This is a genomic window from Tangfeifania sp. (genome assembly GCF_055108615.1).
This window is the reverse complement of record NZ_JBSQIC010000039.1, coordinates 1-20,746: the sequence shown is the minus strand read 5'-3', so window position 1 is coordinate 20,746 and position 20,746 is coordinate 1. Positions and strand designations below refer to the sequence as shown.

The following is a 20,746-nucleotide window of genomic DNA, read 5'->3' as shown; positions in this document are numbered from 1 at the left end:
ATTTTATGATGTTGATAATATATACTCTGTTTTCAATAAATTGTTTAAATTTTTTAAAGTAAGCCTTATATGGAGCTTTTATTTTGAATAGTTCTGGATTACAGGAATGGTATCAAAATACTAAACGAATTTACTATTTTCGGAAATAATCATTATTGTAAACAACCGTTTCTATAATAACATTTTCGTGGGCGGCACGCCCGAAGAGAACGGAAGGTTTTCAGGTTTGAAAAGTTATGAAAATGTGGAACTTCCCATTTTTACTGACGGCAATGCTTACCTGAATACTGCCGGTTCGTTTCCGGATGAAAAAAACTTTTTTCAATCCAATGTGGATCCTGAAATCAATATTTCGGAAGAAGGCCAACATGTTTTTCTGAATTTTCATTTTGATGAAAAAATGAGCCGGATAAACACACAAACCGTTAATACGAAACTTTTTGGGAAAGCAAAAATCCCGAATCAGAACTATTGAAAAACCGGACTGTACGCCTTTGAGTGTTGAAACCGATTTTTTTGGTGAGAAAAGAACTACCGAAAGCCCGGCTCCCGGCTCTTTTGAAAATCAAGCAAGTGGGTCAAATAAGCTGAAAGTATGGTAAGGTGTTCCGGGGTCTGTTATGTAACAGATTTGTGAAAACTTCTATGTAGAAATGTGCAAATTTGCAAAGGATGTTTTCCATCTCGCTATTTTCAACTATATTAAACATTCTTAAAAACAGGAAAACAAAACCTATAATATGAACTCGAGGAAACAATTTTTAAAAACAGTGAATCACCAGCAACCCGACCGGGTGGTGCCTGACCTGGGCTCTACGGCGGTGACCGGAATTCATGTAAATGCTATTTCAAGGTTGCGCAGGCACTTTGGGTTACAACGTAAACCCATCCGTGTGATCGAACCTTTCCAAATGCTGGGCGAAGTAGGGTGGGAATTCATCGATTCTGTCGGCATCGACGTAATTGGTGCCTGGGGCAAGAACAACATGTTCGGGTTTCACAATCACGGCTCCTACAAAGAGTGGAAAACTCCATGGAACCAGCGGGTAATGGTACCCATGAATTTCAACGTAACCTATGACGAAAAGGGCGATGTGCTGATGCATCCGGAGGGCGACACCTCCATTCCGCCTTCAGCCCGAATGCCCAAAACCGGCCATTTTTTCGATGCAATTATCCGGCAGGAGCCCATAGATGATGAAAAACTGAACCTGGAAGAATTCGGCCTGGTTACGGATGAAGAACTGAAGTACTGGCGGGTGGAAGTTGATAAAGCCTACTTTTCAGGAAAAGCCGTAATGGCCGCTTTCGGGGGAACTGCCCTGGGCGATATTGCGCTGGTACCCGGAATGCAACTGCACCATCCCAAAGGAATCCGCGATGTGGCCGAATGGTACATGGGCACCATCAGCCGCCCCGAACACATTAAAAAGATTTTTGACAAACAATCGGAGATTGCCATCGAGAACCTGCGACGTATTTTTTCAGTGGTGGGAAACAAGGTGAATGCTGTTTTTATGTGTGGAACCGATTTCGGTACCCAGGATTCCACCTTCTGCTCTTTGGAACAATTTGAAGAAATCTGGCTGCCCTATTACAAAAAAATGAACGACTGGATTTGCCGGAATACCCAGTGGAAAACGTTTAAACACTCATGCGGGGCGGTAGAACCGTTCATGGATGGATTCATCCGTTCCGGATTCGACATCATTAATCCGGTACAAATAAATGCCGCCGGGATGGATCCCAAAAAGCTGAAAGAAAAATACGGTCGCGACCTGGTTTTTTGGGGAGGAGGAGTCGATACGCAAAAAATGCTGCCATTTGGTATCCCCAGCGAAGTACGCGAACATGTACTCCGGTATTGTGAGATTTTTTCGAAAAATGGAAGTTTTGTTTTCAATACTGTGCATAATATCCAGGCAAATGTGCCTGTGGAAAATATAGTTGCGATGTTTGAGGCAATCCAGGAGTTTAACGGCAGGTGAAGAAGTGAACAGTTGCAGTTAGCAGCTGGCAAAGAGTAATTGGCAAAAAAAGGAGAATTCAAATTAAAAATTATACAACAGCAAAATTTAGCTAAAATGAAAAAATTATTTATTCCAATCCTATTGTTGTTTTTTTCAATTCAACTTAACGCGCAAAATTATCAGCCTAATTGGGAATCCATTGACAGCCGACCGGTGCCGCAGTGGTTCGAAGATGTGAAATTTGGTATTTTTATCCACTGGGGAGTTTATGCTGTTCCGGCCTGGGCTCCTGCCGATGCCAACATCGGTATTTATGCCAAATATTCGGAATGGTATTGGTGGCGGAAAAATGAAGACAGTGAAGCCGGAAAACTTTTCCGCGATTACCACAACAAAATGTATGGCGAGGATTTTAAGTACCAGGATTTTGCTCCCATGTGGAAAGCGCAACATTTCGATCCCAATCAGTGGGCGGATGTGTTTAAGAAAGCCGGTGCCAAATACGTGGTACTCACCTCGAAACACCACGAAGGATTTACCTTGTGGCCCAGTGAACAAAGCTGGAACTGGAACAGTGTGGATGTTGGGCCACACCGCGATTTGTGTGGCGATCTGACCACAGCCGTGAAAGATGCCGGCCTGCACATGGGATTTTACTATTCGTTGTATGAATGGTACAATCCCCTGTATCACAGCAACCTCGAAAAATATGTGGACGATCACATGATTCCTCAAATGAAAGATTTGGTTAACCGCTACGAACCCGATATTTTCTGGACCGACGGAGAGTGGGACCATCCAAGTGAAAAGTGGAAAAGCACCGAGTTCCTGGCCTGGTTGTATAACGAATCGCCGGTAAAAGACCGGGTAGCGGTTAACGACCGCTGGGGCAAGGAAACCCGCGGTGTGCATGGCGGATATTTTACCACAGAATACGACCTGGTGCACGATCGCGAAGGTGTGGGTGAAACGGAACGCCCGTGGGAAGAATGCCGTGGAATTGGAACTTCTTTCGGGTACAACCAGGTTGAAGATCTCGATAACTACATGACTTCGGATGCGCTTGTGGATTTGCTAATTGCAAAAGTGGCCGGCGGTGGTAACCTGCTGCTCGATATTGGCCCAACTGCCGACGGACGGATTCCGGTGATTCAGCAGCAGCGTTTGCTCGATATGGGCACCTGGCTCGATGTGAACGGTGAAGCCATTTACGAAACCCGCAAATGGGAAGGTGCTGGTAACAGCGATGCAGAAAATGTTTACTTTACCAAAAAAGGAAATGATTTGTATGTTCTCTGCACCAAATTTCCTGAAAAACCGTTTACCGTAAACGGAATTAAAAATGCCGGGAAAGTTTCCATGCTTGGATTCAATGGAAATGTAAAAATAAAAAAGTCGGGAAACACGATTATCATTACTCCACCGGCTTTAACGCCTGTAACAAATCCCAGCCCGTATGCATGGGTATTTAAAATTGAAAATTCACTATAAAATAAAACAACATGAACAAAACACAAGAATTTTTAAAGAAGCACAAACTTTATTCATCGGAAATCGACATTAAATCGATTACCGATGATTTTATTTCCGAAATGAAAAACGGTCTGGAAGGAAAACCAGGATCGCTGCAAATGATTCCAACCTATTTGGGAGCCGAGGGGAAAATAAAACCCAACGAACCGGTTGTAGCCATCGATGCGGGAGGTACCAACTTCAGGGCGGTAAAAATGACGTTCGACAATAATTTGAATCTGGTTACTGAAAACCTGCAGCAACGTAAAATGCCTGCCATCGATGAGGAGTTGTCGAACAAGGAATTTTTTGCCACGCTGGCCGCTTATCTTACCAGTTATAAGGATGTTTCGGAAAAAATCGGATTTTGTTTTTCCTATGCAGTTGAGATGTTTCCCAACAAAGACGGTAAACTGCTGGAATGGAGCAAGGAAGTAAAAGCTCCCGAAGTGATTGGGCAGATGGTAGGTGAAAACCTGCTCGAAGCAATGGGCACACCGGGGAAAAGGATTGTTTTAATGAATGATACGGTTTCTACGCTTTTGGCAGGAAAGGCTGCTACGGCAGGGCGCAAGTTCGATACCTACATTGGGTTTATCCTGGGTACGGGAACCAACGCATGTTACATCGAGAAAAACAAAAACATTTCAAAAACAGCTGACCTCGACCCGAAAGGGAATATGATTATTAACATCGAATCGGGCAATTTCAGTATGATGCCGCGCACCGACATCGATATTGCTTTCGATAACACCACCAAACAGCCCGGACGTTACACATTCGAAAAAATGATTTCCGGCGGCTATTTTGGCGGACTCTGCACCACCGCGTTGAAAATGGCTGCTGCCGAAGATGTTTTCAGTTCCGAAACCAGGGTTAAAATGAAAAACATGGATGAACTCACTTCTGAGGAAGTTAACAATTTCGTTTGTGGAATCGATTTGCCTGCAAATACACTTACAACAGTTCTTCTAAACAAAGAGGACAAAGAGGCTGCTGTTGAAATTATCAATGCATTGATAACACGTGCTGCAAAATTAACAGCTGCAAGCCTGGCTGCGGTCATCCTGAAAACCGGCAAGGGAAAATCGGCCGATAAACCCGTGCTGATGACCATTGAAGGAACTACGTTCTACAAAATGAACAACTTCCAGGTAATGTTTGAAGCCTTTTTGCAGGGATTCTTTTCGGGCGAAAACCGCCGTTTTTATGAGATTGTGGAAGTCCCCAATTCGAGCCTCATTGGAGCCGGAATTGCCGCAATTGTAAATTAAACTGAATTTCTTCCATAAAATTGTTGAAAATAGTATGGTATCCATCGTCAAACAATTGGAGAAAATCCATTCCCAGCAATGTGTTTCTCTCTTTTACAAGCAAACGGCAGATCGTGTTATTCACTTCTTTAATCCGGTAACCGGTATCAATGATAATGTTCGCAACCGGCGCTTCATGAAAACTGAGCCTTTTGAAAGACGAAAAAACAATGAAAACAATGAAAACAATGAAAAAGAAAAGGGCAGCTCAACAGCTGCCCTTCTTATTTTAACCCCCAAACACACAAGCAATACAGAACGTATTGCACTTCAAATATAATGATATATTTTTCAGTACCAAACCTGAGAGGTATTTTTTTTGAAAAAATTAGCAATTACAACTAATGAAATAATGAACCAGAGATGCCATTGCAGCTCCTGCAACCGGGCCAAGCGCCGGAATCCAGGAATAGGGCCAGTCGGTATTGTCTTTATTATTTTTTATGGGAAGTAACCAGTGCACAATTCTCGGTCCCAAATCTCTGGCAGGATTGATGGCGTAACCGGTAGTTCCTCCCAAACTCAATCCTATAGCGAAAACCACGAGTGCAACAGGGAGTGCACCCAGCGAACCAAGCCCAACTTTGGTACTCCCGAAACTTTCATATTCGAGTTGGGGCATAGTTATAAGCAACACGGCCAAAACAAGAATAAAAGTTCCCACTGTTTCAGAGAAAAAGTTATTGGGATAATGCCTGATGGCCGGTGCTGTGCAGAAACAGGATTTTTTTACCCCGGGTGTTTCCGTGGCATCAAAATGGTTTTTAAAGAAAATGTAAACGGTTAAGGCTCCCAGCATCGCCCCCAGCATTTGTGCCAAAATGAATGGTGCAACTTTTGCCCATTCGAACAAACCGCTGAATGCCAGTCCCAGTGTAACGGCGGGGTTGATGTGTGCCCCGCTTAAATCGGAAGTGGCCAGAACAGCTACAAAAACAGCCATTCCCCATCCGGCAGTAATAACAATCCAGCCTGCTCCCTGGCTGTGTGTTTTATTGAGGTTCACGTTGGCCACTACGCCATTTCCCAGGACAATTAAAATGAAGGTGCCCAAAAGTTCTCCAAAAAGTTCAATCATCATTTGTTTTCGTTTTAGTCTTCAAAGAAGTAGTTTTTAGCAATATTTTTGAAATCTTCAACTTGTTTCTGCTGCCATTTTTTATTTCTTCCCAGTTCTTTTGCCATTAATTCAGCTACTTCAGGAGCCAGTTTTACACTTTCGCGGGCATCGAGGAAAAGTGCCCGGGTGCGGCGTGCCAAAAAGTCTTCCACGGTGCGTGCCCACTCTGTTCGTACAGCCCATGCTACCTGCGATTTTCGAATTTTAAGTTTTTCGCTCAACCAGCCATCCCATGTTTTATCTTCTTCGCCAATTGCAAGTACTTTTTCTTTGTCGATGCCATAAGGAGCCATCGGATCGGTATAGGGATCAATGTCCATGCGGAAACCGTGAATGGGCAGGTGTCTAGTCACACATTCCCTTTCGGGCAGGCCGCCCAGCATAATAGCCTTTTCTATGGTATCTTCAGCCATTTTACGGTAAGTAGTCCATTTGCCTCCAATAATCGTGATTAACCCTGAAACAGATATCAACACTTTGTGCCCGCGCGAAATTTCCTTGGTTGCTTTCCCTTCGCCTTCGGGTTTTGCCAGCGGGCGCAAACCGGCAAAAACACTCAGTATATCTTCCCTTGTTGGTTTTTTCATGAGGTACTGACCGGCAGTTTCGAGTACAAAATCGATTTCCGAATTCAAAGCTACCGGCTCAATCGAATGGTTATCGATGAGCGTGTCGGTAGTTCCAACAACAATATGGTTGTGCCACGGAACGGCAAACATTACCCTGCCGTCGGAAGTGTGCGGAACCATAATGGCAAAATCACCGGGGAGGAAGCTTTTGTCGAGTATCAGGTGAATGCCCTGGCTGGGCGTAATCATTTGGGGTTTTTCCGGTTCGTCCATGTGGATGATTTCATCGGCAAAAACACCTGTGGCGTTGATAACCACTTTGGATTTAATTTTAAATTCTTCGCCGGTTTCTTCATCCACGGCTTCAACGCCGTTTATTAGCTCACCATTCTTAAGGAGATTGGTTACTTTGCAGTAGTTGAGCATCGTAGCGCCATAATCGCTGGCTGTCATAGCCAGGCTGATGGCCATGCGCGAATCGTCAAATTGTCCATCCTGATAAATCACTCCCCCGGTAAGTCCTTCTGCCGAAATGGTTGGCAATGCTTCCAGTGTTTCTGTTCGCGAGAGGTGTTTCGACGGCCCGATCCCAAGTTTTCCGGCCATGAGGTCATAAACTTTCAGTCCAACGGTGTAAAACGGCCCGCCCCACCATTCATAATTGGGAATAACAAACGACTGGTTGGTAACCAGGTGCGGGGCATTTTTAAACATGAGGCCGCGTTCTTTCAGCGCTTCAAACACCAGCGAAACATCGCCTTGTTGCAGGTAGCGCACTCCGCCATGCACCAGTTTGGTACTACGGCTCGAGGTTCCTTTTGAAAAATCGACCTGTTCGAGCAACAATGTTTTGTAACCGCGTGAAGCCGCATCTACGGCGCACCCCAGGCCGGTTGCACCACCTCCGATTACGATGATGTCCCATTCGTTCTTTTTTACTTTTTTTAGCAATGAATCCCTTTTCATACCTTTTGTTATTAATTGTTATAAAACATCTTGCCTGAACTTTTTAATGTGATTTGTACCAGCCTTTACTGCGCTCCACAGCCTTTTTCCAGTTGAGGGTAACCTGCCTGAATTTTTCCGGATCTTCCTGCGGCACAAAGGTGCGGTCGATTTGCCACTGTTTTTTTATTTCTTCCAGATTTTTCCAGAAACCCGTGGCCAGGCCAGCGAGATAGGCGGCTCCCAAAGCGGTAGTTTCAATAGTTTTTGGGCGTGCCACTTTATTGCCGATAGCTTCTGCCTGGATTTGCATTAAAAGATTATTTACCGCTGCTCCGCCGTCCACGCGCAGTTCGTGCAGGTCGATTCCAGAGTCGTCCACCATTGTTTCCATTACTTCCATCGACTGAAAAGCTATAGCATCCAAAGCGGCGCGTGCAATATGTGCTTTATTGGTTCCGCGGCTTAATCCAATGATTGTGCCTGTGGCGTATTGATCCCAGTGGGGGGCACCAAGTCCCACAAAACCGGGTACAAATGAAACGCCGTCGCTGTCATCTACCTGGCTGGCCAGTTCCTCAATCTCTGCCGATGACTGAATAATGCCCAGCTCATCGCGCAGCCACTGGACAACTGCACCGGCTATAAAAATACTGCCCTCGAGGGCATAAGTTACTTTGTTGTTTACCTGCCAGGCAATGGTAGTAAGCAGTTTGTGTTTCGAAGCAATGGGTTTGCTTCCCGTGTTCATAACCACAAAACAGCCGGTTCCATAAGTGTTTTTTACCATTCCTTCCTCTACGCACATTTGCCCGAAAAGCGCTGCCTGCTGGTCGCCGGCAATACCGGCAATGGGAATTTCTTCGCCAAAAAACTCCTTCCCGGTTGTCCCGTAAATTTCGCTGCTCGATTTTACATGGGGAAGCATGCTTTGCGGAACTCCCAGGATTTCCAGGAGTTCTTTGTCCCACTCTAATTTATGTATATTGAAAAGAAGGGTGCGGCTGGCATTGGTGACATCTGTAATGTGCAGTTTCCCTTTTGTCAGCTTCCAGATGAGCCAGGAATCAACTGTTCCGAATGCCAGTTTGCCGGCTTCTGCCATCTCGCGTGCGCCTTCAACATTATCGAGAATCCATTTTACTTTGGTGCCCGAAAAATAGGCATCGATAACCAAACCTGTTTTTTCAGCAAACGTTTTTTCCAACCCACGATTTTTTAAATCGTCGCAAATGCCGGCGGTGCGGCGGTCTTGCCAAACAATGGCGTTATACACTGGTTCGCCGGTTTCGCGGTTCCAAATCAGGGTGGTTTCGCGCTGGTTGGTTAAGCCAATTCCTGAAATTTCAGCAGGCGAAACCTTTTGCTTTTTCAGCACATCGCGGGCTACCTTCAACTGGCTTTCCCAAATGTCGGACGGCCGGTGTTCCACCCATCCGGGGTGCGGATAAATTTGTTCAAATTCCTGCTGGGCGGTATCTACAATTTTTCCCAGGTGGTTAAAAAGAATTCCCCTGTTGCTTGTTGTGCCTGAGTCGAGTGCAAGAATGTATTTCTGCATGGTTCAGATTTTTTGAATGATTTAGGGGGCTTAATTTACAATAAATCCTTTGAATCTAAAGAATGTTTAACAATAAACTTTCAGAAAAACAGTAAGCCTAACCAACATTGGCCGTATTTTGAAATGAGCACAAATAACCAAAGGCTGCTGTAAAATTGTTGCTACTTTTGTCGCTTAAATTTTTTTGTATGAATATCAGGACAAGCACGGCAGGGATAATTGGGAGCGGGAGCTGGGCAACGGCCATTGCTAAAATGTTGTTGGGGAATGTGGGTCAAATCAATTGGTTTTTTCGGAAAACGGAAACCATAGAAAGTTTTAAAGAGCTGGGTTACAATCCGCGCTACCTGCAGAGTGTGGAATTCGAAACGGAACGGATAAATTTTTACAATGATGTGGATAAAATTGTGGGGGATTCAGATATTATTGTTTTGGCCGTTCCTTCGGCTTTTTTGCCGGAGATATTGAGCGGATTGAAATCAGGCCTCAGCACAAAATATTTTTTATCGGGCATAAAAGGAATTGTAACCCATGAAAACCTCCTGGTAGTGGAATACCTGAACAAGTATTTCAATGTGCCTTTTGAAAATGTTGGAGTGATTGCCGGCCCCAGCCATGCCGAAGAGGTGGCACTCGAAAAACTTTCGTACCTTACCGTGGCCAGTATCGACGAAACCAGGGCAGCCAGTTTTGCCCAACTGATTCAAAGCAACTACATTTTTACTTCCACTTCTGATGATATTTGGGGAACTGAATATACATCGGTAATGAAAAACATCATTGCCATTGGTGCCGGTATTGCCCACGGACTTCGGTACGGAGATAATTTTCAGGCAGTGTTGGTTTCCAATGCCATCAGGGAAATGAAACGGTTTGTGGATGCAGTTCGCCCCATTACCCGCGATATAAAAGATTCTGCTTATCTCGGTGATTTATTAGTCACGGTTTATTCCCAGTTCAGCCGTAACCGGTTACTGGGGACACTCATTGGCAGGGGCTATTCAGTTCGAAATGCATTTCTCGATATGAATATGGTGGCCGAAGGGTATTATGCATCAAAATCCATTCACGAAATTAATCAAAACTACAAAGTTGATATGCCTGTTTGCGATATGGTTCACTCTATACTTTATGAAAACCAACAGGCAAAAAAAGCAATGATTCGTTTAACCGAAAAATTAAGTTGAAATTTTATGAGTTATTTTTAAAGAACAGGTAGAGAACATAAGCTATTGAAAATTAGTGGTTTGGTTTTTTGAATAATACTTGAAAACCTGGATAAATATGATTTAGTTGGACCAAAATTAAAAAAATGTAATTTTTTTATTGTTTTTGCTTACAGTTTGAAACTCCTCACTGAATTATTTTATTTTTGTATAAAAAGTTTCCCTCTTTACAATTCATGAATCTCCCCATTCAATAATAATACAAGCAAGTACGAGATAGGTGAATTTGACAGTAACAGACTAAAATAGATATATATGAATTACAAAAATCCAAATCAATTTACTGAGGATTTTATGGCTTATGTTGAGGCCAAAAATCCGGGAGAAAAAGAATTTCAACAAGCGGTATTGGAAGTGGTAGAAACACTTTCAGAGTTTTTAATTAAAAATCCGAGGTATATTCAAACCAAAATTTTGGAACGCATGGTTGAACCGGAGCGGGTAATCATGTTCAGGGTGCCCTGGACCGACGATAAAGGCAACATTCACATAAACCGTGGCTACCGTGTGGAAATGAACAGTGCCATTGGCCCCTATAAAGGCGGGTTGCGTTTTCATCCCACTGTTAACCTGAATATTTTTAAATTTCTTGCCTTTGAGCAGGTGTTGAAAAACAGCCTTACTTCGTTGCCAATGGGTGGCGGAAAAGGGGGTTCCGATTTCGATCCCAAAGGAAAATCGGACAATGAAGTGATGCGCTTTTGCCAAAGTTTCATGACTGAGTTGTCGCGGCACATTGGCCCCTACACCGATATTCCTGCCGGCGACATTGGCGTTGGCGGTCGCGAAATTGGTTACCTGTTCGGGCAGTATAAACGCCTGCGAAATGAATTTACCGGTGTGTTAACCGGCAAAGGAGTTGGCTGGGGAGGTTCTTTAATTCGCCCTGAAGCCACCGGTTACGGTACTGTTTATTTTGCCGAGGAAATGCTGAAAACAAGAGATGACAGCATGGAAGGGAAAACTGTTACCATTTCGGGCTCGGGAAATGTGGCCCAGTTTGCCGTTGAAAAAGTCCTTGACCTTGGCGGAAAACCGGTGAGCCTTTCTGATTCCAGCGGAACAATTTATGACCCCGATGGTATTGACCGCGAAAAACTGGAATATGTAAAATTATTGAAAAATGCTTACAGGGGCCGAATAAGCGAATATGCGGAAAAATATGATGTGGAGTACTACGAGAACAAACGTCCGTGGCATATTAAATGCGATGTGGCAATGCCTTGTGCAACCCAGAATGAAATTAGCGGCGAAGAGGCAGGTGCCTTGCTGAAAAACGGTTGTTTTGTGGTAGCCGAAGGTGCAAATATGCCTTCTACATACGAAGCTGAACATAAATTTTTAAATGCCAAAATTTTATATGCTCCCGGGAAAGCTGCCAATGCAGGAGGGGTTGCCGTTTCAGGCCTTGAGATGACGCAAAACAGCATGCGCCTTAGCTGGACCCGCGAAGAGGTAGATGAAAAATTGAAGACAATTATGAAAGACATCCACTCGATGTGTGCGAAACATGGAAAAGAACAGGATGGAAATGTGAATTATGTGAAAGGTGCCAACATTGGCGGTTTTGTAAAAGTGGCCAATGCAATGATTAGCCAGGGACTGGTGTAATATTTTTTTAGATATATTGCACTTGAATAGGTCTCAGGGCATAATTTTTGCTTAACAGCGGGCTGAAAATAGTTACTTTTTTAAAATGTTAATTTGTGAAGTACCTGATTCTGCCCGTTGTTTTTTTAATCTCAATTTTCGAAAAAACAATACACGGTACTTTAAATTTTGGTTCCAAAAAATGGGCAGCACTGGTCAGTTCAACTTTTACTGATTTCAACGATTTACGGATGGGCTCCAGCGGGCCGACTGAATATTTGCGGCTTGAGTATGTTGCACCGGGCAAATTCGATGGTTCTGATGAAATTATTCAGAACGAAAATGAGCTGATGCAGAAATTTACCGGGTACAACTACAACCAGTTTAACCTGCTTTCGAAATTCAGGTACCGACCCGGCGATGAACTGGATGTTACGCTTAGTGCATTGCATTCGCAAACATCTGACATCCCCCGCTACGACAGGCTGATTGCCTGCCGGAATGATAAATTCAGGTATGGCAACTGGTATTACGGGCCGCAAAAATGGGCACTGGTTTCGGGGAATGTGCAGTATCAAAAAAATCATCTTTTTTTTGACAAGGTGAGTTTGCTGGCGGGTTATCAGGACTATCAAGAAAGCCGCCACGACAGGGGCCTCAACGATGAAAATCTGAGGCACCGCACCGAAAATTTAGACGTGTTCTCGCTTAATTTGGATTTGCGAAAAACCATTGACTCACGAAATGAAATTTTTTACGGTGGTGAAGCTTTTTTAAACCAGGTTGGATCGTCAGGTTTTTCTGAGAATTTAATTGACAGGGGTTCCGAAAAAATTGCGCCCCGCTACCCCGATAATTCAACTTATAACAGTTTTGCCGCCTATGCATCTTATAAGTTTAAGTATAGCGAAAGATTGATTTTACAGGCGGGGGCAAGATTTACGCAAACCCTGCTCAGTGGCGATTTTGATGCCGGTTTTTATGACTTCCCGTTTTCCGGATTCAACATGAAAAATTCAGCGCTTAACGGCCAGGATTCAATTATGTACGACGGAACTTTGAGTAATGTGGAAGCGCTCGTCAATGCCGAATCCGCGCAAATTATGGGAGGGAGCTTTTCTTTCAGCTATCTTTTTACCCCATTTTTCAGAACTCAGCATCACATCACGGTAATTAATGGAGAAGATGCAGATGGATTTCCGCTTCGCCATGTCCCGCCTGCTTTTGGGAGTTCACACCTGGTTTTTGAAAAACAAAAATGGTTTATCGATTTATTCCTTGATTACAGCGGCGGATTCAAATTTAACCAACTGGCACCGTCAGAACAGGATAAACCGCATCTCTACGCCGAGGATGAAAACGGCAATCCGTGGTCTCCTTCCTGGTGGACACTCAACATTAAATCGAACTACCGGGTTAACGATTATTTCTCGCTAAATGGTGGAATCGAAAACATATTCGATAAAAGATACCGTCCTTATTCATCGGGAATTGTGGCACCGGGTATTAATTTTAAACTGTCGGCAATGTTAACGTTTTAGTTTGCAGTATGTGATGGAAATTGATTTCAGTTTTTTGAACAAGAAATAATAAATTTAGTAATTCATCGTTTTTGTGCATAGGAAGGTAAGATTATCAGTCCACTTTATCAGAAGCAATTCGGTATTACCTTCCGTTACAGAGGGGCGCTCAGCGTCCCTCTTTTTGGTTAATAAATTTTCATTGTACCCTTGGCCACCACGTGCCTGTTTAGGCTTAGGCAAAAGTACCTTTCAAATGGAATCCCTGATATTTAATTCAGTGGTAGTATTCAAATAAAAAAGAAGGTTTTGCCGTTTACTAAAAAACATCGCATTTTGGAAATTGATAATAAAACAGATAATGCATTTGGCCGGACGGCTGTTTTTGTGGGTGGGGTATTTCTGCTGGCTGCTGTAAGTTTTATTTATTTTGAAGCCTATCTGACTGGCGCTATTGTGCAAATGGTTTCCATTTTCGTGATATTCTCCTACTCGGGGGTTGATATTGATACTGACAAAAATATGGTGAGACAATACAATAAATTATTCGGGCTTTTTAAAATTGGCCGCTGGAAATCGTTGACCGCTTTTAAGGGAGTGACACTGATTCCTGTTGTGAAGTCGGAATCGATAGCTAGCTGGTCGAACCGTATAAACACGCTGCGTTCGCGCGATTACCGGATTTTTCTGGTGAATAAGGCAAGGAAACCTGCTTTTGCCATTAAATGCTGCAAAAATATGGATGAGGCAAGAGACAGCCTCGATGAATTTTCAATCTGGTTGGAATTGCCTGTATTTTCAGTAAAAGGAAGGTAAACCCATTTAGGTATTACCGGGAGAAACGGTAATTTGTTATAAACAATTGAGCAATGAAAAAAGTCTTATTCGTTATAATATTGATAGTTGCCGTTTTATCAACCGATGGCCAATCCAAAAAGCGGGGCCGGGTAAAACGAAAATACCGGAATGTGGAACAGGTGGGCGAGCGCTTGCCCCAGGTGATTTTTCGCGGATTGGTACGTGACATCGATAAAAATCCGGTTGAAGGTGCCAGTGTGGAAATCGAAGGAATCAGCCGGCTGGTTCATACCAATGAGTTTGGGGAATTTATGCTTTCGTACCTGCCAACGGGGCGGTTGCGCCTGAAAATTACCTGCCTGGGGTATCGCAATAAAATTGTTGATTATGTGGTGCAGGCCGGTTTCAACGACCATTATTTTACCCTCGAACGCGATCCGGTTTCGCTCCCAACGGAAATCGCAACCACACAAAACCGCGAACAGCAGATTTCAGATATTCCGGCTGCCGTTTCGGTTACAACCCGGTTGCATGCAGAAAATATGGGCATTACTGATTTTTCGGAACTGGCAGTGCTGGACCCCACTTTTCATTTTGAAAGTTTGGGAGCCGGCAACCATGGCTTTTTTATACACGGGGCAAACGCGAATTCCGGTTTCCCCGGATTATCTCCGTCGGTTGCTGTCTTCTCTGATCAGGTCCCGGTAAGCCAGCCTAATGGATTTTCATCTGAATTGTTCGACATGGAGCGGGTGGAGATTTTAAAAGGCCCGCAGAATGTGCTTTTTGGAAGAAATGCCTTGAACGGGGCCATTCATTTTGTCAGCAAAAAACCGGAAGATGAGTTTGGCGGATATGTTTCGGTTGGCGCAGGAAACTTTTCAAACAAGGAAATTCAGGCTGCCATTAATTATCCTCTTATCGAAGATATGCTTTTCGTGCGGGCATCCGGCATTTTTCGCGACCGGAAAGGTTATGTGGAAAATACATTTGGTGGAATGCTCAACGGCAAAAGCGTTTTGGGCGGAAGGTTTTCAGTTCGGTTTAATCCGGCATGGAACCATAAAATTGACTTGCAACTGAACTATCAAAAAAACGATGAACCGGGCACCGCGTTTATGAATCGCTGGATTCCCAATGAAGAAGGTGAAACCGGATTGTTTGATTACCGCGCATCGCTGAACAGAGGGGAAGAGCTGGGTTCGGAAGCGGAACGGATGAATGCCACGTTAACCTATCGCTTTTTAAGGGATGAACACAATTACTGGACTTCCGTAACTTCATTCCGCAAAAATAACACTGTTGCAAATTGGGATGCAGACGGGACTTTGTTTCCGGCACTCGAAATGGACAACGATTTTGAAACAGAACTTTTCTACCAGGAAATCCGGTACAATTTTTCACTACGGAGCCGGTCAAATGGTTCCTTCGGTTTAAACTATTTTCAGGAAAAAGGGAATATTTCCCAAACTCTTTTTTCGAACGATGAATTGATATATGATCTTTCATCCGCCTCCGCCAATTTTTTTATGCCGGAGCATAGCCGGTTTCCGGATTATCAGCAACCAACCGATTCAATCCCTGTTGCAGGTTTGCCATTCACCGAAAACCACGGCGAAGCACATTTCGATCAACGGAAAACCCAATCGGCGCAGGCGTTTCTGCATTATACCTACCAGTGGAGGCGCAGTCTGTTTTTTACCCTCGGGATCCGTGTCGTTTACGACCGGCTTCTGTTAAATCACGAATCGGAGTTCCTGGAGGGCGAAACCTCGTCAATCGGAGAATTTTCGGGGGCAGCGCCCAATTTGCTTTACAAACCGGTCTTGGAGCAAGAACTGAAAAAAAACAGCCTGTCGTTTACCGGGCAGGCAGGGATCACCTACCGGCGGAATGAAAATTTCAATTTTTACCTGAATGCAGCCCGCGGAAGAAAACCACAGGTTTTGCAGTTTACATGGGATGGGAGACCGCTAATGGCAGACCCCGAAGTTGTGTACAGCGGAGAAGCCGGCTGGAAAATCCTCATCAAAAAACGGGTTTTCTGGGAGGTGAACGGTTTTTACCGGCGGCATTTTGATGTGCAAACCCTGCAGTGGGGCGGCGAACCCGGAGCCGCGCTGCTGGCGGCCAACGGGAAAGCCATTTCGTACGGCACCGAAACCGGTCTGAAAGTGGCCATCGTTCCGGGGCTGGATGTGTTCGGAAATTATGCCTGGATGCAGTCGGCTTTCGATTCCACCGGAGTAAATGGAGAAGATTATCGCTATGCAGATAACAGTTTTGCACGTACACCGGAGCACAGTTTTTCAGCCGGATTTTCAGGAAAATTGAATATTGCCCGCACCATGCGACTTTTTGTTACACCATGGTATGCATGGAAATCGCATTTCTGGTTCACCGAAGCCAACACGCCCGGACTGGAGCACCCTGCGTACGGAATTCTGAATATTAACTTCGGGCTTGAAATAGATGATCCGGACGTGGTTTTGAGCATCTACGGAACCAACCTGCTCGAAGAAAAGTACATTTCCAGCGCCGGCCACTGGGGCGGACAGTTTGGAATACCCACTTTTGTTCCAGGTGTGCCGCGGATGCTTGGCGCAAAACTGACATGGAAGTTTTAGAAGTCTTTCAACTCGACAACTCGTGGCACGACTGCCAGTCGTGCCACGAGTTGTCGAAAAAGGGTGATGAACTAAATGAAAATTGTTAACCATTCAAGATAATATCGCTGTCGATATTCAATTTTTTGTGCATTGTTTTAGCTACATTTAAGGTAATATCCCTTTTCCCGTTTAAATATTCACTGATGCGGGAAGGAGTGGTGCCAAGCAGCAAAGCCAAATCTTTATTTTTTAGTTTCATTTCCGACATTCTTAAGCGAATAACTTCTTTTAGTGAGGGTAATCCAACCTGGAAATGAATTTCTTCATAAGCTTCAACAATATCAGAAGCAGCCAAAAACTTTTTCATTTTTTCGCTGTCATGCGGCGTTGAATCATCCACTTTATCAATTAATGATTCAACTACTAAATTTGCTTTTACATATTCTTTATGTGTTATCATTTCAATCCTTTTTATATGTTTTTAATATTTTTTATATTGTCATAATCTTTATGAGTGCCAATCCATCTGATGTAAACCCTTTTAATTGTGAACATTATTTTAAGAACCAACCGGTAATTATTCCCTTTTATATTGAACACATACCTTGAATTCCCAACTGCATCAACAGAATTGAAAGTTTTCTTTACTTCATTAAAATTGGTCCATTCAGCTTTTTTCGTTCTTTTAAACCAGTCCTGGAGTGCAATTTTTGCATTTGGTTCATTTTCAAAGAACTTCCTTAATTTTCTGAATGAAATAATATGCATCTTAGTAAAGGCTTTATGGATACAAAGGTATGAAAAAAAATTCCATTATGTGGAATTTTTAGAATTGAAATCTTTATGGAATCCCCAACCGAACATTCACGCCCGGAAAATTTTCTTCGGGTTAATCAAAATGGATCCCCATAAAAAAAGCCCGGCAAAACCGGGCTCTTTCTCCTGTATAGCTCAGCGTTGATAAATTTGAGAATTTACAATCAGCACCATCCTTTAGGGTGGTGCTTTAGAAAGTATTGAAATTTCTTGAGTGGACAATCTATTCTTTTCACCGCCCTAAAGGACGGTGCTGTTTTTATGCAAAAAAACTTTTCAAAGTAGAACTAACAAATTTGAACTTATTTGTTCCAAACCGGTAATCGTCCGGGTGTCCACGGAGCATTCATTTTGTTCAGTTCGGCTTCCATGTCCGGAATATCCTGCTCAACAATTCGTTGGAGCGCATTCAGTACCGGCGGGAATTCTTCTTCGAGAATTTCGTATCCTTTAATTTGGGTGGTGGTTAACCCGCTGGTTGAGCTGGCTGTTGCGCGGGTAACATGTCCCAGCCGGTCGTAAAGCGGGACTTGTGCCGGCGGTACTTCTTCGCCACTTGCTTTGGCCGGAACGCCGTTCATTTTAAAGTTCAGCTCTTCCAGTTCTTTACTTAGTTCGCGTGCCTGGTTCATGAGTTGCTGGCTGGCACCGGGTGTGGAATAAATGGCTTCTTTAAAGTGTTCCACTTTCGAAATCAGCTCGTCGATGAGGCGGTTGCTGCCCACCATGGCAATGGCCAGTATGCCTGCTTTTTCGTTGAATTCCACATTTTCGCTGTAATCTTCAGCAGGTAATGTTGCCAGGTTCAGTTTTTTTACATTGAAATCTACGGGGCCGGCCAAATCGGTGATCTCGCCTTCGTGCCAGAGTTTCATATCTACCGAATAATTGCCCGGAAGCACCAGAATTCCGTTGCCGCGGTTGCCTCCCGATGCAGGATTGAAACTGTTGTTTACCCGCACTGCGGTAGGCATGGAGTAGCGCAAATCCCAGTTAATACGATTCATCTCTTTCGATGGTGATTGGGTAAGTTGGCGAACCACATTGCCTTCGGCATCGTAAATGGTGAAAATCAGGTGCGATGGTTCCGCTTTTTCTTCCAGCTGCAGCTCCCGCCAGGTGGGTTGCGGAATCGGTTCCCCTTTTTCAAACAGCTCTTTTTCTTTTTCCTTTCGAAGTTGTTCCTCTGTTTTCGGAACTTCTTTCAGGTAATAAGTAAAAGTAGCTCCAAATTCAGGATTTGGCGCTTTGTAATAAGTATGTCCCTGGTTATCTTTTCCTGAAGAGTGAACGTACATCAGCGCGTCTTTTATTTTAAAAATGTGGGCTTCTTTTTCAGCCAGCTCATGCGATAATTCACGTAATGGGCTGTAATTGTCGAGAATATAAAATCCGCGGCCAAAAGTTGCCAGCACAAGGTCGTCTTCGCGTTCCTGGATGGCGATGTCTCTAACAGCAATTGTCGGAACTCCTGATTTTAGCTGCACCCAGTTTTCGCCGTTATCGATGGTAAAGAAAGCCCCAAATTCAGTGCCTGCGAAGAGAAGTTCCGGACGGACATGGTCCTGAATGATGGTGTGTGCCGTTCCGTTTTCGGGCAGGTTTCCGCTGATGCTTTCCCAGCTTTGTCCTTTGTCAGTGCTTTTAAAAACGTACGGTGTAAAGTCGTCGCGTTTCAGGTTGTCGAAAGTGGCATAAACCACGTTTTCATCAAAACGGTCGGCCCAAATGTCGCTCACGTAAGTGTATTCCGGCACTCCGGGGAATTCTTTCACCTGTGTCCAGGTATCTCCTCCGTTTTCGGTTACTGAAATTACACCGTCGTCGGTTCCGGCATAAAGCAGGCCTTCTTTTACAGGCGATTCAGCCAGCGAAACGATAGTTCCCCACTGCGATGTGGAAACATCTTTTGCCACTGCTTCTGTTGGCCAGTATTTGCCCATTACCGGGAAACTGTTTCGATCGACCTGTGCAGTGAGATCATCGCTGATTACTTCCCATGTGTTTCCACGGTCGTCGCTGCGGAAAACTTTGTTGGCCGCCATGTAAAGTCGTGTGTGGCTGTGCGGACTTACAATTAAAGGTGTATTCCAGTTCCACTTGTAGGTCAGCTCGCCTTTGCGTTCGCGCGGTTTGATGTTTACGGTTTGGCCGCTTTTTTTGTCGTAGCGGAAAAGGTTTCCGTACTGGTATTCGGTGTAAATAATGTCGGGATTATTGGGGTCGGTAGCAATAAAGAACCCGTCGCCGCCCATGGTCACATACCACTCGTCGTTAATTACGCCATCGCGTGTCAAATTGCGCGAGGGGCCGCCCATGGTGTTGTTGTCTTGCGTTCCGCCGTAAACATTGTAAAACGGTTTTTCATTGTCCACATGCACACGGTAAAACTGGGTGACAGGCAGGTTTTCTTTAAAATCGAAAGTAGAACCGGCATCCCATGTTTCGTAGATGCCGCCATCGCCGCCAATGATAAAATGATCCGTATCGGCAGGGTCAATCCAAAGTGCGTGGTCATCAACATGTCGTGTGCTGGTGCTGATTCGATCCCAGGTTTTTCCTGCATCTTCGGTATAAACTGTCCGTGTTTCAACAGAAAATACTTTGTCGACATCTCTCGGATCACAGTAAATTTCATTGTAATATTGTCCACTTGAGTGATAATCGCTCATTTTTTCCCAGCTTTCGCCTTTGTCGGTCGAGCGAAAAAATCCGCCTTTATCTTCAGCAGCTTCCACAATCAGGTAAACTACATTGGGGTCAACCGGAGAAACATCAATTCCCATTCCGCCAATATCAACCTTTGGAAGCCCTTTCATGATTTTCCGCCAGTTCTCACCGCCATCGGTCGATTTGTAAACAGCCGATTCAGGTCCGCCACCAATTTTTGTAAAGTGCGTACGACGGCGCTGCTCCGATGTGGCGTACAAAATATCGGGGTTAGAAGGATGCATTTTTACGTTATTTACGCCGGTATTTTCGCTGATTTCGAGTACTTTCGTCCAGGTTTCGCCGCCATCGGTGGTTTTGTACAAACCGCGGTCGCCGCCGGGTCCCCATGCCGAGCCTTCAGCAGCCACAAAAACTACATCGGAGTTGCGCGGGTCGATAACAATCCCGCCAATCTGGCGGCTCTCTTTCAATCCCATATTTTTGAACGATTTTCCACCGTCCATCGATTTGTAAACTCCATCGCC

At 44.3% G+C, this 20,746-nt stretch carries 16 protein-coding genes; 9 read left to right on the top strand and 7 right to left on the bottom strand.

Annotated features, from left to right (window positions below; translation table 11 throughout):
- Nucleotides 1-187 precede the first annotated feature (187 nt).
- The 4 genes from ACTCNA_RS10070 (at nucleotide 188) to ACTCNA_RS10055 (ending at nucleotide 4,756) form a co-directional block, all read left to right on the top strand.
- On the top strand, nucleotides 188-475 hold the full coding sequence (locus ACTCNA_RS10070) for a hypothetical protein (RefSeq protein WP_462947785.1): 288 nt from the start codon (nucleotides 188-190) through the stop codon (nucleotides 473-475).
- Nucleotides 476-770: 295 nt separating this feature from the next.
- Nucleotides 771-1,988: a uroporphyrinogen decarboxylase family protein gene (locus ACTCNA_RS10065; protein WP_462947784.1), complete on the top strand. Its 1,218-nt coding sequence runs from the start codon at nucleotides 771-773 to the stop codon at nucleotides 1,986-1,988.
- Between the two features lie 96 nt (nucleotides 1,989-2,084).
- Nucleotides 2,085-3,461: an alpha-L-fucosidase gene (locus ACTCNA_RS10060; RefSeq protein ID WP_462947783.1), complete on the top strand. Its 1,377-nt coding sequence runs from the start codon at nucleotides 2,085-2,087 to the stop codon at nucleotides 3,459-3,461.
- An 11-nt stretch (nucleotides 3,462-3,472) separates the two neighbouring features.
- A complete protein-coding gene (locus ACTCNA_RS10055) occupies nucleotides 3,473-4,756 on the top strand; it encodes a hexokinase family protein (RefSeq protein ID WP_462947782.1) in 1,284 nt (427 codons plus the stop codon).
- Here the strand turns inward: ACTCNA_RS10055 and ACTCNA_RS10050 are convergent.
- From ACTCNA_RS10050 to glpK, 4 genes are all read right to left on the bottom strand, one after another.
- Entirely contained in the window at nucleotides 4,722-4,889 is a 168-nt protein-coding gene (locus tag ACTCNA_RS10050; RefSeq protein WP_462947795.1) for a hypothetical protein, read from the bottom strand. The genes ACTCNA_RS10055 and ACTCNA_RS10050 overlap by 35 nt on opposite strands.
- A 234-nt stretch (nucleotides 4,890-5,123) precedes the next feature.
- Entirely contained in the window at nucleotides 5,124-5,876 is a 753-nt protein-coding gene (locus tag ACTCNA_RS10045) for an MIP/aquaporin family protein (RefSeq protein WP_462947781.1), read from the bottom strand.
- A gap of 11 nt (nucleotides 5,877-5,887) precedes the next feature.
- Nucleotides 5,888-7,450, bottom strand: coding sequence for a glycerol-3-phosphate dehydrogenase/oxidase (locus tag ACTCNA_RS10040; RefSeq protein ID WP_462947780.1), 1,563 nt, complete (start codon nucleotides 7,448-7,450; stop codon nucleotides 5,888-5,890).
- 43 nt (nucleotides 7,451-7,493) lie between these two features.
- The gene (glpK, locus tag ACTCNA_RS10035) at nucleotides 7,494-8,990 is read right to left on the bottom strand and encodes a glycerol kinase GlpK (protein WP_462947779.1); all 1,497 of its coding nucleotides are present in this window, start codon (nucleotides 8,988-8,990) and stop codon (nucleotides 7,494-7,496) included.
- A gap of 188 nt (nucleotides 8,991-9,178) precedes the next feature.
- On the opposite strand from glpK, the gene ACTCNA_RS10030 reads away from it, so the two are divergent.
- The 5 genes from ACTCNA_RS10030 to ACTCNA_RS10010 all read left to right on the top strand — a co-directional run bounded on the left by ACTCNA_RS10030 (nucleotide 9,179) and on the right by ACTCNA_RS10010 (nucleotide 16,751).
- A complete protein-coding gene (locus tag ACTCNA_RS10030) occupies nucleotides 9,179-10,177 on the top strand; it encodes an NAD(P)H-dependent glycerol-3-phosphate dehydrogenase (protein ID WP_462947778.1) in 999 nt (332 codons plus the stop codon).
- A 294-nt stretch (nucleotides 10,178-10,471) separates the two neighbouring features.
- Nucleotides 10,472-11,827 (top strand): NADP-specific glutamate dehydrogenase, encoded by a 1,356-nt coding sequence (gdhA, locus tag ACTCNA_RS10025; protein WP_462947777.1) that lies wholly within the window; start codon nucleotides 10,472-10,474, stop codon nucleotides 11,825-11,827.
- A 95-nt stretch (nucleotides 11,828-11,922) separates the two neighbouring features.
- Nucleotides 11,923-13,347, top strand: a complete 1,425-nt coding sequence (locus ACTCNA_RS10020; protein ID WP_462947776.1) for a TonB-dependent receptor — start codon at nucleotides 11,923-11,925, stop codon at nucleotides 13,345-13,347.
- A gap of 315 nt (nucleotides 13,348-13,662) precedes the next feature.
- Entirely contained in the window at nucleotides 13,663-14,142 is a 480-nt protein-coding gene (locus tag ACTCNA_RS10015; protein WP_462947775.1) for a hypothetical protein, read from the top strand.
- Nucleotides 14,143-14,195: 53 nt separating this feature from the next.
- Nucleotides 14,196-16,751 (top strand): TonB-dependent receptor, encoded by a 2,556-nt coding sequence (locus ACTCNA_RS10010; RefSeq protein WP_462947774.1) that lies wholly within the window; start codon nucleotides 14,196-14,198, stop codon nucleotides 16,749-16,751.
- 85 nt (nucleotides 16,752-16,836) lie between these two features.
- On the opposite strand, the gene ACTCNA_RS10005 is transcribed toward ACTCNA_RS10010, so the two are convergent.
- The 3 genes from ACTCNA_RS10005 to ACTCNA_RS09995 all read right to left on the bottom strand — a co-directional run.
- Nucleotides 16,837-17,193 carry a helix-turn-helix domain-containing protein gene (locus ACTCNA_RS10005; protein ID WP_462947773.1) on the bottom strand — a complete coding sequence of 119 codons (357 nt, stop codon included), beginning with the start codon at nucleotides 17,191-17,193 and terminating at the stop codon, nucleotides 16,837-16,839.
- 11 nt (nucleotides 17,194-17,204) lie between these two features.
- On the bottom strand, nucleotides 17,205-17,501 hold the full coding sequence (locus ACTCNA_RS10000) for a type II toxin-antitoxin system HigB family toxin (protein ID WP_462947772.1): 297 nt from the start codon (nucleotides 17,499-17,501) through the stop codon (nucleotides 17,205-17,207).
- 350 nt (nucleotides 17,502-17,851) lie between these two features.
- Nucleotides 17,852-20,746 (bottom strand): WD40/YVTN/BNR-like repeat-containing protein (locus tag ACTCNA_RS09995; RefSeq protein ID WP_462947771.1); only part of this gene is annotated, 2,895 nt, incomplete at its 5' end.